Origin of the sequence: Stackebrandtia albiflava (assembly GCF_007994225.1) — a bacterium.
Lineage (GTDB): Bacteria > Actinomycetota > Actinomycetes > Mycobacteriales > Micromonosporaceae > Stackebrandtia > Stackebrandtia albiflava.
Genome location: NZ_VLLL01000005.1, coordinates 1,787,111 through 1,800,509, shown reverse-complemented (window position 1 = coordinate 1,800,509; position 13,399 = coordinate 1,787,111). Strand labels below are relative to the sequence as shown.

At 69.0% G+C, this 13,399-nt stretch carries 15 protein-coding genes; 8 read left to right on the top strand and 7 right to left on the bottom strand.

From position 1 onward, the window contains the following. Nucleotides 1-82: 82 nt before the first annotated feature. The 8 genes from LX16_RS09220 (at nt 83) to LX16_RS09185 (ending at nt 8,816) form a co-directional block, all read left to right on the top strand. Nucleotides 83-1,282: an exo-beta-N-acetylmuramidase NamZ family protein gene (locus LX16_RS09220; protein WP_244615737.1), complete on the top strand. Its 1,200-nt coding sequence runs from the start codon at nt 83-85 to the stop codon at nt 1,280-1,282. 5 nt (nt 1,283-1,287) lie between these two features. Beyond that, complete coding sequence (locus tag LX16_RS09215; RefSeq protein WP_244615736.1) at nt 1,288-2,208, top strand: MurR/RpiR family transcriptional regulator; 921 nt, start codon at nt 1,288-1,290, stop codon at nt 2,206-2,208. 303 nt (nt 2,209-2,511) lie between these two features. Further along, entirely contained in the window at nt 2,512-3,483 is a 972-nt protein-coding gene (locus LX16_RS09210; RefSeq protein ID WP_147136034.1) for a GNAT family N-acetyltransferase, read from the top strand. Beyond that, entirely contained in the window at nt 3,480-4,769 is a 1,290-nt protein-coding gene (locus tag LX16_RS09205; protein ID WP_147136031.1) for an ABC transporter substrate-binding protein, read from the top strand. Before LX16_RS09210 ends, LX16_RS09205 begins: the two co-directional genes overlap by 4 nt. 4 nt (nt 4,770-4,773) lie before the next feature. Beyond that, a complete protein-coding gene (locus LX16_RS09200) occupies nt 4,774-5,733 on the top strand; it encodes a carbohydrate ABC transporter permease (RefSeq protein ID WP_147136028.1) in 960 nt (319 codons plus the stop codon). Continuing rightward, the gene (locus LX16_RS09195) at nt 5,730-6,602 is read left to right on the top strand and encodes a carbohydrate ABC transporter permease (RefSeq protein WP_147136025.1); all 873 of its coding nucleotides are present in this window, start codon (nt 5,730-5,732) and stop codon (nt 6,600-6,602) included. Before LX16_RS09200 ends, LX16_RS09195 begins: the two co-directional genes overlap by 4 nt. An 8-nt stretch (nt 6,603-6,610) precedes the next feature. Beyond that, nucleotides 6,611-7,300, top strand: a complete 690-nt coding sequence (locus tag LX16_RS09190) for a PIG-L deacetylase family protein (protein ID WP_147136022.1) — start codon at nt 6,611-6,613, stop codon at nt 7,298-7,300. A 190-nt stretch (nt 7,301-7,490) separates the two neighbouring features. Next, nucleotides 7,491-8,816: a radical SAM protein gene (locus LX16_RS09185; protein WP_147136019.1), complete on the top strand. Its 1,326-nt coding sequence runs from the start codon at nt 7,491-7,493 to the stop codon at nt 8,814-8,816. A 22-nt stretch (nt 8,817-8,838) separates the two neighbouring features. Here LX16_RS09185 and LX16_RS09180 read toward each other — a convergent pair whose 3' ends face one another. The 7 genes from LX16_RS09180 to LX16_RS09155 form a co-directional block, all read right to left on the bottom strand. After that, nucleotides 8,839-9,279, bottom strand: a complete 441-nt coding sequence (locus LX16_RS09180; protein ID WP_147137372.1) for a YbaK/EbsC family protein — start codon at nt 9,277-9,279, stop codon at nt 8,839-8,841. Between the two features lie 32 nt (nt 9,280-9,311). Beyond that, nucleotides 9,312-10,064 carry an alpha/beta fold hydrolase gene (locus tag LX16_RS09175; RefSeq protein ID WP_147136016.1) on the bottom strand — a complete coding sequence of 251 codons (753 nt, stop codon included), beginning with the start codon at nt 10,062-10,064 and terminating at the stop codon, nt 9,312-9,314. A gap of 106 nt (nt 10,065-10,170) precedes the next feature. Then, nucleotides 10,171-11,184 carry a prephenate dehydrogenase gene (locus LX16_RS09170; protein ID WP_147136011.1) on the bottom strand — a complete coding sequence of 338 codons (1,014 nt, stop codon included), beginning with the start codon at nt 11,182-11,184 and terminating at the stop codon, nt 10,171-10,173. Nucleotides 11,185-11,371: 187 nt separating this feature from the next. Beyond that, on the bottom strand, nt 11,372-11,509 hold the full coding sequence (locus LX16_RS26555; RefSeq protein WP_158645540.1) for a hypothetical protein: 138 nt from the start codon (nt 11,507-11,509) through the stop codon (nt 11,372-11,374). Further along, entirely contained in the window at nt 11,500-12,471 is a 972-nt protein-coding gene (locus LX16_RS09165; RefSeq protein WP_147136008.1) for a hypothetical protein, read from the bottom strand. The genes LX16_RS26555 and LX16_RS09165 overlap by 10 nt, the downstream gene beginning before the upstream one ends. 10 nt (nt 12,472-12,481) lie before the next feature. Further along, nucleotides 12,482-12,802, bottom strand: coding sequence for a hypothetical protein (locus tag LX16_RS09160; protein WP_147136004.1), 321 nt, complete (start codon nt 12,800-12,802; stop codon nt 12,482-12,484). After that, complete coding sequence (locus tag LX16_RS09155; RefSeq protein WP_147136001.1) at nt 12,786-13,325, bottom strand: hypothetical protein; 540 nt, start codon at nt 13,323-13,325, stop codon at nt 12,786-12,788. The genes LX16_RS09160 and LX16_RS09155 overlap by 17 nt, the downstream gene beginning before the upstream one ends. Nucleotides 13,326-13,399 lie beyond the last annotated feature (74 nt).

The window sequence follows — 13,399 nt, the reverse complement described above, 5'->3', positions numbered from 1 at the left end:
CACTGGATGGTCGCTTATTGACGAATGCGGCTTGACGTAGGTAATTTATCTACCATCTGTCGTGTCCTACGAAGGAGATTCCGTGAGCCAGCCGCGACAAGTCGTTTCCACCGGAGTCGAGCGGTTGTGCGCCGATCCCGGCCTGGTCGCCGGAGACCGGATCGGGATGATCACCAACTACACCGGCGTGGTGAGGGACCTGCGCACCTCGGTCACCGCGCTACGGGAGGCGGGGGTGCCGCTGGTGGCGCTCTTCGGGCCCGAACACGGGCTGCGCGGCACCACGCAGGCCGGTGAGAGCGAGCCCGACACCGCCGACCCCGACACGGGCCTGCCGCTCTACGACACCTACCGGCACGAGGGCGACCGGCTCGACGACCTGGTGCGCTCCGCCGACGTCGAGGTGCTGTTGTACGACCTGCAGGACATCGGCACCCGGTTCTACACCTACATCTGGACGATGTTCGACCTGCTGGCGAGCGCCGCGCGCACCGGTACCCGGTTCGTCGTCCTCGACCGGCCCAATCCGATCGGCGGCACGGTGGCGGAGGGACCGCTGCTGGACCCGGCCGTGTCGAGCTTCGTCGGGCGCACCGCGATTCCGATCCGGCACGGACTCACGGTGGGGGAACTGGCCCGACACCTCAACGACACCGAGATCCCGGCGGTGGCCGGGCGTTCCGCGGACCTGTCGGTCGTGGCCGCGACGGGCTGGCGGCGCGGCGACATGGCCGACCTGACCGGCCAGCCCTGGGTGATGCCCTCCGTCAACATGCCCACACTGGACAGTGCGGTCGTGTATCCGGGGACCGGTCTGTTCGAGGGGACGAACCTGTCGGAGGGCCGGGGCACCACCCGGCCGTTCGAACTGATCGGCGCGCCCTACGTCGACGGCCGCTGGGCGGTACGGCTGAACTCGCTGGGCCTTCCGGGCGTGCGGTTCCGTGACGTCTCGTTCGCGCCCACGTTCCACAAGCACGCCGGCACCGCGGTTCGGGGGGTGCAACTGCACCTGACCGACCGGGCTGTCTTCCAGCCGGTCCGCACCGCCTTGACTATGCTGCGGGAACTTCGCGACCTGTACCCCGACGGCTTCGGCTGGCGGCCGAAGCACAGCGGTGAGGAACACTCCAGCGGGCGACCCGCCGTCGACCTGCTGTGGGGATCCGAGAATCTGCGGGCGACATTGGACTCCGGCGGGGATCCGGTGGCCCTGCTGGATTCGGTGGACATCGGGCACCCGCGCGACTGGGCGGGCGCGGATGTTCTCATGTACGAGTGACACTCGTGAACGCGGTTGACATGACCGGCGACTTCGGCAATCCGGCGCGACAGCGGTCGTCGGTCGTCCAGCACATTCGCGGCCTCGCACCGACGTTGGCGCCGGCCGAGCGTCGCGTCGCGGACGCGATCACCGCCGAGCCCCGTCTGGTGGTGTCCACGACCATCACCGAACTCGCCCAACGGTGCAGCACGTCGGAGACCACCGTCGTGAGGTTCTGCCGTCGCGCCGGATTCCGGGGCTACGCCGAACTACGGCTCGCGGTGGCCACCGAGCTCGGTGCCGACCAGGCCCGCGCGGACGGCGGCCTGACGCCCGGGACCGACATCGACCGGGACGACACCCTGCAGGAGCTGGTGCGGAAGGTCGCGTTCGCCGACGTGCGGGCGATCCAGGAGACGATGGAACACCTGGACATCGGGCAGCTCGACCGGGTGATCACGGCCCTGTCGGCGGCGCGGCGGATAAGCCTGTTCGGTATGGGCGCCAGTGCCTTCGCGGCTCAGGACCTACAACACAAGCTGCTGCGGGTCGACCGGATCGCGCTGGCGATCGCCGACTCACACCTGGCGCTCGGTACCGCGGCGTTGCTGTCGGCCGAGGACGTGGCGGTGGGACTGTCGCACACCGGTGAGACCTCCGAAGTGGTCGCGTACCTGCGGGTCGCGCGCGACCACGGGGCCACGACGGTGGCCATAGTGAACTATCCGCGCTCGCCGCTGACCCGTCACGCGGACCTGGTGATCACCACGCAGGTGCGCGAGACCCGGTTCCGCTCGGGCGCGATGGCGAGCCGCCTCGCGCAACTGGCCGTCGTGGACTGTGTCTTCCTCGGTATGGCGCAACGGTCCTACGACGCCACGTTGCAGGCGCTGACCCGTACCCACCAGGTCGTGCACCCGGAGGACTCCACCCGGCGGCAGTGACCCCGGGTTCCTCCGCCGTCGCGTTGGTGAATTACCACCGAGGGTGATGCCGTGCCCGTGAGTCGTCACGGGCACGGCGCGCTGCCGCGTGGCCGAGAGTCCCGTCCTTCGCGCCCGACGGCCACCGCGTGCCGCCGGAAAGAGCTGCATATCCAGTGTGGTCGGGTATCCGTGCCTGCGCGAAGTGGAGCCTCGGAGGGGTCCCGTCATCGGGAGATCCACTTGTTAAGACAATCATTGACGTTTCCGCGTCAGGTTGGTAGTTTTCCAACTCAATATCGGCACCTTCAGGAGTTTTCCGCCATGGTTGTCACGACCGGCTTCGACGTCGGCATGGGTCATCGACTGGTCACCGCGTGGAACGAGAGCGTTCCAGGCGATCCCATCACCGAGGAACGGTTCCGCAGGCTCGTCCTCCTGGACCCCAACTTCGACCCCGAGGGTCTCCGGATCGCACACGACGGCGACGAGATCGTGGGAGCCGTCTACGCGGTACGACGCACCGTCGCCATGACCGCCGACGACCTCGAACCCGAGCAGGGTTGGATCCCGTTCCTGTTCACGACCCCGGCGCACCGCCGACGCGGCATCGGCGGACGCCTCCTCGACGAGGCCCTCGACTGGCTGCGCGGCCACGGCCGCCGACAGGCCGACTTCTCCTCGTACACGCCCAACTACATCCAGCCCGGCATCGACCGAGAGCGCCACCCCGAGGCCGCCGGCCTGCTGGAGAGCCGCGGCTTCCGCACGCTCTACCGCGCCTCCGCCATGGACATGAACCTGGTCGGCCACACGATCCCCGAGAAGGTGCGCGACCGGATCGCCGCCCTCACCGCCGACGGCTACACCTTCGGCACACCCGACGCCGACGAACTGGTGCCGCTGATCCGCCTGGCCCACGAGGAGTTCAACCCGGACTGGGCGCGCGCCATCCGCGAGGCCGCGGTCGCGGGCATCCCGCTGAACCGCATCGTGGTGGCCCGCGCCCCCGGCGGACGCGTCATCGGATGGGGCATGTGCGCCGGTTACGAGTCCGTCATCGACCGCTTCGGCCCGTTCGGCGTGCTCGCCGACCGCCGGGGCCTCGGACTGGGCGAGGTCCTGCTGCACCTCTGCCTCGAACGCATGCGGGCACTGGGCGCCCACAACGCCTGGTTCCTGTGGACCGGTAGGGAGTCGCCCGCCGGTCACCTCTACCTCAAGACCGGCTTCACCATCACCCGCACCTTCGACGTCATGCGCGCCCCCCTCCACCCCCGAAAGGACCAGTCATGAAGACCCGCGCCACCGCGCGAGTCGTGGCGACGGCGGCAGTGCTGCTGCTCGGCGCCTCGGCATGCACCACGAGCAACTACGAGGGCGGCGCCCGCGACACCCTCACCATCCTCACGCACTACGCCAACGACCCGTTGAAGTCGGGGTTGCAGGAGATGGTCGACGAGTGGAACGCGGCGAATCCCGACCTCCAGGTCGAGACCCAGGCAGTGTCGTTCGACGAACTGCTCCAGACGATCACCGTCCGGCAGACCGGCGGCGAGGCGCCCGACATCGTCCACGCCTACAGCCTGTGGGGTGGACAGCTCGCTGAGGCCAACGTACTCGCGGAGGTCCCGGAGGACGTCGCCCAGGACGTGCGTGACAACTACTCACCGGCGGCGGTCGGATCCGTGACCGTCGACGACCGGATCGTCGGCTACCCGACCGAGGTGCAGACCTACGGCCTCTACTACAACAAGCGCCTGCTCGCCGAAGCCGGATACGACGCCCCGCCCAGCAGCTGGGAGGAACTGGAGGAGATCGCCGCGGCCACCACCAAGCGTGACGACTCCGGGAACATCGAGGTCGCCGGCTTCGGCCTGACCAGCGGTTGGGACTCCGCGGTCGTCCACCCGTGGGTCTCGCTGCTCCAGTCGGCGGGCGGCCGGTACATGAACGAGGACGGCACCGCCACCGCCTTCGACTCCCCGGAGGGCCGCGCGGCATTGGAACTGGAGAAGCGCATGATCGACGACGGCGTCGCCGACCCGGCGATCGACGTCCTGAAGTCCTTCCCCAGCGGCACCACCGCCATGACGATCAACGCGGGCTGGTGGATCGGCAGCCTCAAGACGACCATGGGCGACGACTACGAGGACATCGGAGTCGCCGAGATCCCCGGCCCCGAGGTGGGCGACACCGGTTCGATGGCGTACGGCTACTTCGCGGGCGTCAACTCCCGCAGCGAACGCCAGGACGACGCCTGGGAGTTCCTGAAGTGGCTCAACGGTGAGAAGGGCGACAACGGCGCGACCCGGATGGGCAGCTTCCAGTTCTCACTGGGCACCATCCCCGGCCGGATGGCCGACAGCGAGGCGCTGGCGGGCACCATCGACGACCCCAACTTCGACCCCTTCGTGGCGGCACTGGAGTACGCGGCCCCCGAACCCAACGGCCGCAACGGACAGGAGATGAAGAGTTCCCTCCAGGGCAGCATCGAGGCGGTGTGGACCGGCCAACAGACGGTCGAGGAGGCGCTGGCCGCCGCCGCGGCGGCGGCCGATGCGGCGTTGAGTGAGGGATAGCCCGATGACGACGCTCAACGGGTCGTCCCCGGCGACCGCGCCCACCGCCTCGAAGCGGTCCCGGCGCGGTTCGCTGGCGAAGTCCCGGCGCCGGCAGGCGTGGGCGGCGTGGTTCTTCCTGTCGCCCACCCTGCTGTTCTTCGGGATCTTCCTGGTCCTGCCACTGCTGTTCGCGATCGGCCTGTCCCTGTCGGTGTGGGGCGGCTTCGACCTGACCCGCATCGAGTTCACCGGCCTGGACAACTTCGGGGCCATCCTGAGCGAGGGCTCGTCGTTCGTCGCCCCGATCCTGACCAACACGCTGCTGTTCGCGTTCGGTGCGGTCGCCCTGGCGCTTGTGGCGTCGGTGGCGATCGCGCACGCCATCACCCGGCTGCGGTTCGAGGGGTTCTGGCGGACCCTGTACTTCCTGCCGATCGTGACGACCGTCGTGGCGGTCGGCAACATCTGGAAGTACCTGTACGAACCCGGCGGCGGCCTGATCAACGGGCTCCTCAACGCGGTGGGCATCTCCTCGGTGCAGTTCCTGTCGGACCCCGACACGGCGCTGCCCTCGGTGGTGGTCGTGCAGGCGTGGGCCTCGATCGGTTCGGCGATCCTCATCCTGACCGCCGGCCTCAAGGCGATCCCGCACACCTACTACGAGGCCGGTGAGCTCGACGGCACCACCGCGTGGTCGGCGTTCTGGCACATCACGTTGCCGCTGTTGCGGCCCACCCTGCTGTTCGTGATGATCACGCAGTTCATCGGCGCGTTGCAGTCGTTCGCGCTGATCATCGTCATGACCAGCGGCGGTCCCGCCAACGCCACCAACGTCGCCGGGTTCGAGATGTACCAGCAGGCGTTCCGGTTCGGCTCGTGGGGCGTGGCGAGCGCGATGGCGCTCGTGCTGTTCGCCGTCATCTTCGTCATCACGCTGCTGCAGCTGTGGTTCTTCCGCCGGAAGGGAGAGGAGACGTCGTGAAGCCCCGCAGGTTCCCGTGGTTCTCTTATCTGCTGGTCGCCGTCGGTGCCCTCATCATGGTGGTGCCGTTCCTCGACATGGTGTTCACCTCGTTCAAGGGGCCGGGCGAGTTCGGCCGGCTGCCGTACCGGTTCCTGCCGGAGGATTTCGACTTCGCCAACTACGGCGCGGCGTTCTCCCAACTGGACATGCCGAGGCTGTTCGCCAACAGCATCCTCATGACCGGCGTCGCGGTGTTCTCGACACTGCTGACGGCCAGCCTCGCCGGGTACGCCCTCGCCAAACTGCGGTTCCGCGGCCGGGCGGTGCTGTTCCGGTTCGTGCTGGCCACCATGATGTTCCCGCCGTTCCTGTTCCTCATCCCGAACTTCCTGATCCTGGCCAACTGGCCGGGAGCCGGCGGCAACGACCTGTTCGGCGCCGGCGGTTACGGTGGCCTTCTCACCACGTACGCGGCGCTGTTCATGCCGTTCCTGGTGTCGGGATTCGGTGTGTTCCTGATGCGGCAGTTCGTGGTGGCGATCCCCGACGAGATCCTGGAGGCGGCCCGCATCGACGGCGCGGGCGAGCTGCGGATCTGGTGGAGCATCGTGGTGCCGCAGACCAAGGCCGCGCTGATCACCCTGGGGCTGTTGACCTTCGTGAACGTCTGGAACGAGTACATCTGGACGCTGCTGGTCTCCACCGTCAACCCCGACCTGATGACCCTGCCGGTGGGCATCCAACTGCTGCAGAGCTACCTGGATCCCAACCTGACCCAGCCGATCGTCATGGCCGGTCTCGTGATCAGCACCCTGCCGGTGCTGCTCGTCTTCCTGTTGCTTCAGAAGTACTACATCCGCGGCATGATGCTCAGCGGACTGAAATGAGGTAATCCGTGTCCAAGAAGACCTATCTCGCCATCGGCGCCCACATCGGTGACATGGACCTGACCGCCGGGCCGGTGTTGACCGCCGCCGCGATGGCCGGGCACCGCACCGCGCTGCTCGCGCTGACCCCCGGCGAGCGGGGCCACCCCCGGCTGTCCCCGGAGGAGTACAAGGAGCAGAAGATCTCCGAGGGGCGCACCTTCGCCGAGAAGATCGGCGCGGAGTTCACCGTCCTGGAGCACTCCGACGGTTTCCTGCAGCCGGAGCTGGAGGTGCACCTGCGGGTCGCCGACATCATCCGCGACCTCAAGCCGGACGTCGTGATCGCGCACTGGAACGAGTCGATCCACTCCGATCACCGCAACGCCTCGATCATCGCCGAGCAGGCCAGGTTCTACGCGGGACTGCCGATGGACCACGAGCTTCCCCGGCACGGCGTCTCCACCTTCGTGTACGCGGAGAACTGGGAGGACCAGGACGACTTCCGGCCCGACCGGTACGTCTCCATCCCGGACGAGGCCTTCGACGCCTGGTACGACGCGATCCAGGTGCACGCGTTCGCGCGGGGCGAGACCTACGGTTTCATGTACATCGACTACTACACCTCGCTGATGCGGGCGAAGGGTTGCCTGGCAGGTGTCCAGCGGGCCTGCGCCTTCGCGAGCAAGGCGAACCCGTCGGTCACCGACACCCTGTGAGCGCCACCCGGCGCTTCCGGTCGTGACGGAAACGGACGAACGGGTGGGATCCGGGCACGGATCCCACCCCGGCCCACCCGACCGGCCCGGCGGCGGTGACCGGTGACACGACGGGTTCAGCCGGGCAGCGGCGTGACGCGCGGGGTGATGTGATGGAGTGGTAGGGAATCGGCCGAACCCGGGAGGACGAATGCAGAACCGCACGGATCTCATCGAGGACCTGATGGCCCGGTTCCCCGGCGTGCCGAAGGAGGCCGTCATCAAGGAGGACCTGCTGCGAGGCGGCATGGCCTTCGACGACTCGGCGTTGACCGACAACGAGGACGGCGAGGTCAAACCCAAGTCGTACTTCATCTTCTCGTTCGACCACCGCACCCTTCCCGAACTTGGGACGGCCGCACTGCGTCGCCCGCCGGAGGAGGTCGTCCTCACCGGCGGCCCCTACGACCTGCGCCGCACCGTGGTGTCGGTGCGCACCAACCCGGACTCGCCGTACCGGGTGCAGGCCGACGCGGACGGGGCGCTGCGGCTGTTCCTCGACGGCCGGCCGATCGCCGACGTCGGGCTTCCCCCGATGCCGGAGTACTACCGTCACACCCTCGGCAACGGCAAGTCGGTGATGGAGGTGGCCCCGACGATCCAGTGGGGTTACCTGATCTACCTGACGGTGTTCCGGGTCTGCCAGTACTTCGGCGCCAAGGAGGAGTGCCAGTACTGCGACATCAACCACAACTGGCGCCAGCACAAGGCCGCCGGGCGCCCGTACACGGGGGTCAAGCCGGTCGAGGAGGTGCTGGAGGCGATGGAGATCATCGACCGGCACGACACCCTCGGCGCCTCCCGCGCCTACACGCTGACCGGCGGCAGTGTCACCTCCAAGGTCGACGGCCTGGGCGAGGCCGACTTCTACGGCCGGTACGCCAAGGCGATCGAGGAGCGGTTCCCCGGACGCTGGATCGGCAAGGTCGTGGCACAGGCGCTGCCCCGCGAGGACGTGCAACGCTTCCACGACTACGGGATCCGCATCTACCACCCCAACTACGAGGTCTGGGACAAGCGGCTGTTCGAGCTGTACTGCCCCGGCAAGGAACGCTACGTCGGCCGGGAGGAGTGGCACCGCCGCATCCTGGAGTCCGCCGAGGTGTTCGGCCCCCGCAACGTCATCCCGAACTTCGTGGCGGGCGTGGAGATGGCCGCACCGTTCGGCTTCACGACGGTGAACGAGGCGATCGAGTCCACGACCGAGGGACTGGAGTACTTCATGTCCCGCGGTATCACCCCCCGGTTCACCACCTGGTGCCCGGAGCCGACCACGCCACTGGGCAAGACCAATCCGCAGGGTGCGCCGCTGGAGTACCACATTCGGCTGCTGGAGGCGTACCAGGCCACCATGGAACGCAACGGGCTCACCAGCCCGCCCGGCTACGGCCCGCCCGGCGCGGGCAACGCGGTGTTCTCCGTGTCGTCCTTCATGGACTGCCTCCCGCCCGAGACGGCGCCCGCCGCCACCGGTTGAGCCGGATCGCCGGTCGTCGCGCCTACGTCAACGCGGTGACCGTGGCGCCGTATCCGGCCGCGAGCGCGTCGATCGCCACGAAGGCGCTGTAACCGTGGGCGCCCGCACCCATCGCGACCGTGCGGCCCGTCAACCGGTCGTCGATGAAGACGGGCCACGCGGTGTGACTCCCGATCGGCGTGATGGTGCCCCGCGCGTAGCCGGTGGCCTCCCGGGCCTCGTCGGCGTCGGGCAGTGAGAGCCGGTTGACGCCCACGGCCCGGCGCAGCCTCGGCCACGAGACCGCCCGGTCGCCGGGTACCACGGCGAACAGGTAGTCGGCCTCGGCGCGTCGCACCACGAGGGTCTTGGCGATGTCGGCGGGAGTCACCCCCAGGATCGTGGCCGCCTCCTCCAGCGTCCGCGCCGCCGGCCGCGCCCTCACCGTCACGTCCACCCCTCGGGAGGCGGCCGCCGCCAGCATCGCCCGCACCGCCTCGGGGTATCCGCCGTCGCTCACGCCTCGAAGAACCGGACGAGGACGTCGGCCAGATCGGCGTCGGGAACACCGTGCCAGCCGCCCGCCAGTGAGCGGTGCACGCCGCCGGGAATCGCGTCGGCGGTCGCCTCGGCGGCCTCCCGCAGCGTCGGCGCGGTGCCGGTGCTGTCGAGGACCATGGTCGGGACGGTCAACCCGGCGAGTCGTTCGGTGGGGACGAGTCCGTCGTTGTCGCCGGTGATCGTCAGGTCGTAGATGAGGGTGTGCGCGATCGCGGTGAGTCCCGGTTCGTGGGCCGCCGCGGCCATCTCCTCGGGGACACCGATGGACCGCATGAAGTGGCCGACGGCTCCGGCGCGGTCACCCGCGTCCAGATACCGTGACAGTTCGGCGACCAGATTCGGGTCCGCGCCGACGAACGGCGGCTCGAACAGGGTCAGCCTGTCGACGGCCGAGCCCGCGCATGCGGCGCGCAACGCCAGGATCGCGCCCGATGAGTTGCCGTGGACGAACGCGTGGCCACCGGCCTCGGCGATGACGGCGTCGAGGTCGGCGATCTCCGCCTCGACCGAGTACGGCGAGGTGTCTCCACTGTCGCCACGGCCCCGCCGGTCGTACCGGTAGACGGTGAACCGGGACGCCAACTCCTCGGAGAGCGGGATCGCGGCTGCCCCCAACGACATCGCACCGGAGACGATGACGACGGGCGGCCCCTCGCCCAGCCTCTCGTACCCGATCCGGGTGCCGTCGGCGGAGACGACGTGCGGCATGACTGACTCCTTCGGATGGTCGATGTGTCTCGCCCTCATCCTGCCGTGACGGTGGGACGTTTTCGCCCGGATGCCGATACGTGCGGCCGGGCCGCTCGCACGGTGCCTATCCGGCGGGCGACCGGAACGTGTAGCCGGTGCCCTCCGGGTCGGAGACCACGTCGACGATCTGGCCGCCCGTCGTGCCGGTGGACATCAGGAACGCGCGCTCCTCGTCGGACTCGGCCGCCCCGAACCGGTGCACGCGCTGCCGCATCGGCCTGCCGGTGAGCCGGTCGCGCAGCCGGTGCGCCTCGTCGACGAGTTCGGTGAGCGCCTTGACGTCGTCCTGCCGGACCGCCGCCAGCAGGTCGGCCAGGAACTCCTCGACGCCGGGGGTGCCCGCCAGCACGGCGGCGCGGTTGTGGGCGAGCATGTCGACGGTGCGTCGCGGCGGTGTCCCGGTCACCCGGGTGCCGTCGCGGAAGCTGCCCGCCGCCAGGCCCAACACCGCGTCGGGGCTGTCCGAGCGGGCGACGGCGCCGGCGAGCGTGGCGGCGAGCAGGTGCGGGATGTGCGACGACAGTGCCACGGTGCGGTCGTGGTCCTCGGCGGCCATGAGGGTCGCCTGCGCCCCGAACAACGTCACCACCACGTGGATGAGCCGCCGGATCAGCCGCAGCGGCACCGCGGGGTCCGGGCACAGCACCCAGGTCGCCTCGTCGAACAGCTCGGGGTCGGCGGCGGCGAGCCCGGCGCGTTCGGTGCCGGCCATCGGGTGGCCCGGTATGAACCGGTCGGCGACGCCGGTGGTGCGTCCGTGGGCGGCCACTCCCGCCTTGGCGGATCCGACGTCAGTGACCAGGCAGTCGGATCCCAGGTGGGGGGCGACCGAGTCCAGTGCCGCCGGGATCGCCGACAGCGGTGCCGCCAGCAGGACGACGTCGCGGCCGATGACCGCGTCGCTGAGCCGGTCCGTGAACGGGATGGTGCGCGCGTGTCCGTATCGGACCGTCTCGGGGTCGGGGTCCCAACCGATGACGTCGGCACCGGCGTCGGACAGTCTTCGCAGGATGGAACCGCCGATCAGTCCGGTGCCGATGACGGCGAACCGAAGTGACCCGACCGTCTCATTCCACATTGCCGTCCCCCAGGGTCTCCGGTCGGTACAGGTCGAGGGTGCCCCGGTTGGCCTCCTCCCCGCCGACGTCGCTCCTCCAGTATCCCTTCATGTCGTGCGCCCACGGCGGAACGGTCCGGCGGGGGCGCACGACACGTCCACGGGGTGGGGGCGGTGTCGGTCCGGTCGGTGATGGAGTGGGTGTGGTTCAGGGCCGTGGGGTGGGGGACCCGCCTGGACTCGGTGAGGGAGAGGGGTATTCGTAACCGCCGTCCCCGCCGTTGACGGTGGCGTCGTACTCGTACTTGTTGAACGAGCCCGGTTTGAGTTCCTCCATCAGGTACATGCGACCGAAGTCCGTGCCGTGGACCCGCCACTGTCCGTCCCGGTGACGGATCTCGTGCTGCAGCAACCCCGGTTCGTAATCCTCGTAGCTCGAGTCGTTGAGTACCCGGTCTCGAGTTCTTCGAACGACGCATACGGCGAGATGAACGTGTCCCCGTAAGTGGTGCCGCCCCGCGCGTACATGTGCGGCGGCACCCCGACACAGGTCATCATGCCTTCGACGACTCTGCATTGACCGCCGCCTCGTTCTGCGTGGCGTTGCGCCATCTCGCCGATGCGCGCCGACTGTTCCTTCGGAGTGCCACCCCCGATGTTGCCGGCGCCGATCTGGTCGAGCAGGGTGTAGTACCAGCCCAACCGTTGGCCGGGGATCTCCGACAGGTCCAGGGCACCGTCGGTCGGCGCGTCGGTGTTGAACATGCGGGGCGATCCGATACCCGCGGTGTCCGCCGCCTTCCGCAGTGCGTCGGCGATCTTCTTGTCGGCCTCGGTGGCCTCGGACAGGATCTTCCGGATTGCGGTGGTGTACTGGTTGGCCTGATCGACCAGTTGGATGTATTCGTGGTGGGCGCCGGTTCCGGAGACCGTCTCCGCGGCGGTGGGCGGTGCCGGCCATACCCGGCCGTCCTCTTCGAGCCTCAGTTTCGGGTTGGCGCGTACCCCCGCGACCAGTTGGTTGAGCCGTTCCTTCGCGGGACGGAAGTACCCGGCGGCCCTCCACAGCAACCACTTCACCGAGGTCGCCTCCGTCTCCCCCGTCGCGAGGTTCTGCCGCATCGAGTCGGCGGTGGTTGCGGCGGTGACACCGCTGAGTCCCTGCCATGCACCCGAACGGATCTTCCCGGTGATGGGTCCCGCCACACCGGATTCGGCGTCCTTCAACAGCGAGATCGCCCGTTCCCAGTGGCTGTAGGACTTCTCGATCCCGGCGATGTCGGCGTTCTGCAGTTCGCTGACCTTCACGCGTTTCCCCTCAGTCGCCCAGGCCCATCAGGCCGCGGAGTGACGTCGGACCCGTGGAGTGGAGATCGAACGCCACCAGTTCGTCGGTCTCGGCCATGTGAGCGGCGGTCTGTCGGACCGCGGCGGCGAACCCCCGCCAGCTCTCGGCCGTGAGGTGCGCCTGCTCGCGCCAGGCCTGTTGGACGTCGGTGATGGCGCCCTGCAGCGCGAAACCGGGAAGCTGCGGTATCGCGGCGCCGGTCACGGCCCGTCCGGCGTCGCGGGCCTTCTCCTCGATGTCCTCGGCCGCCTCGGCCATCGCGGCCATCTCCTGTTTACTCAGTTCGACCACGTAGGTCCTCCAGCGGGTCGTTCGCCATGAAACGTTCGTACAGTGCGACGGCCCGTCTGCCGTAGGCGGCGACCACGGCGGCGAGTGCCGCGTCGGTCTCCTCGGTCAGCACGACCTCGGGCGGCAGCGGGCCGGTGAGGCGGTAACCGACGTGCAGCCGGTCGCCGGTCCAGCGGATCTTGACGACGTTCTTCGGGCTCGTCGCGGTCACGTCGATGGTGTCGAAGGACTTGAACAACGGAGCCAGGAACCGACCGGTCTCGGACTCCTCCAGTCGCCGGCGTTCCCCCTCGCCCAGCGCGCGATCGAGTCGCTGTCGTTCGGCCGCACGGTAGCCGTCCCGCGCCTGATTGACGGCGGCCTCGACCTGGACCGCCAGCCCGGCGGGGGTGTGGCGGTCGCGGCAGCCGGGTGCGAACCGGACGGTGATCCCGTCCCGCATCGTCATCGTGGCGCCCACCGACCTGTCGGGCGAGACCGCCCGCACGGTGACGTCCCGCATGAGTTCCTCGACCGTGATCACGTCCGCCTCCGCTCCACGGTTTCAGCATCCTCGGGGTCGGCTAGGTCCGAGCTAGGTGGGGGGTTCGGGATCGC

Bases quoted from the DNA above. Each gene is read 5' to 3' on its own strand.
- LX16_RS09210 (WP_147136034.1), top strand. From the start codon at position 2,512: ATGGTTGTCACGACCGGCTTCGACGTCGGCATGGGTCATCGACTGGTC.
- LX16_RS09205 (WP_147136031.1), top strand. From the start codon at position 3,480: ATGAAGACCCGCGCCACCGCGCGAGTCGTGGCGACGGCGGCAGTGCTG.
- LX16_RS09200 (WP_147136028.1), top strand. From the start codon at position 4,774: ATGACGACGCTCAACGGGTCGTCCCCGGCGACCGCGCCCACCGCCTCG.
- LX16_RS09185 (WP_147136019.1), top strand. From the start codon at position 7,491: ATGCAGAACCGCACGGATCTCATCGAGGACCTGATGGCCCGGTTCCCC.
- LX16_RS09180 (WP_147137372.1), bottom strand. From the start codon at position 9,279: ATGCTGGCGGCGGCCGCCTCCCGAGGGGTGGACGTGACGGTGAGGGCG.
- LX16_RS09175 (WP_147136016.1), bottom strand. From the start codon at position 10,064: ATGCCGCACGTCGTCTCCGCCGACGGCACCCGGATCGGGTACGAGAGG.
- LX16_RS09170 (WP_147136011.1), bottom strand. From the start codon at position 11,184: ATGTGGAATGAGACGGTCGGGTCACTTCGGTTCGCCGTCATCGGCACC.
- LX16_RS26555 (WP_158645540.1), bottom strand. From the start codon at position 11,509: ATGTACCTGATGGAGGAACTCAAACCGGGCTCGTTCAACAAGTACGAG.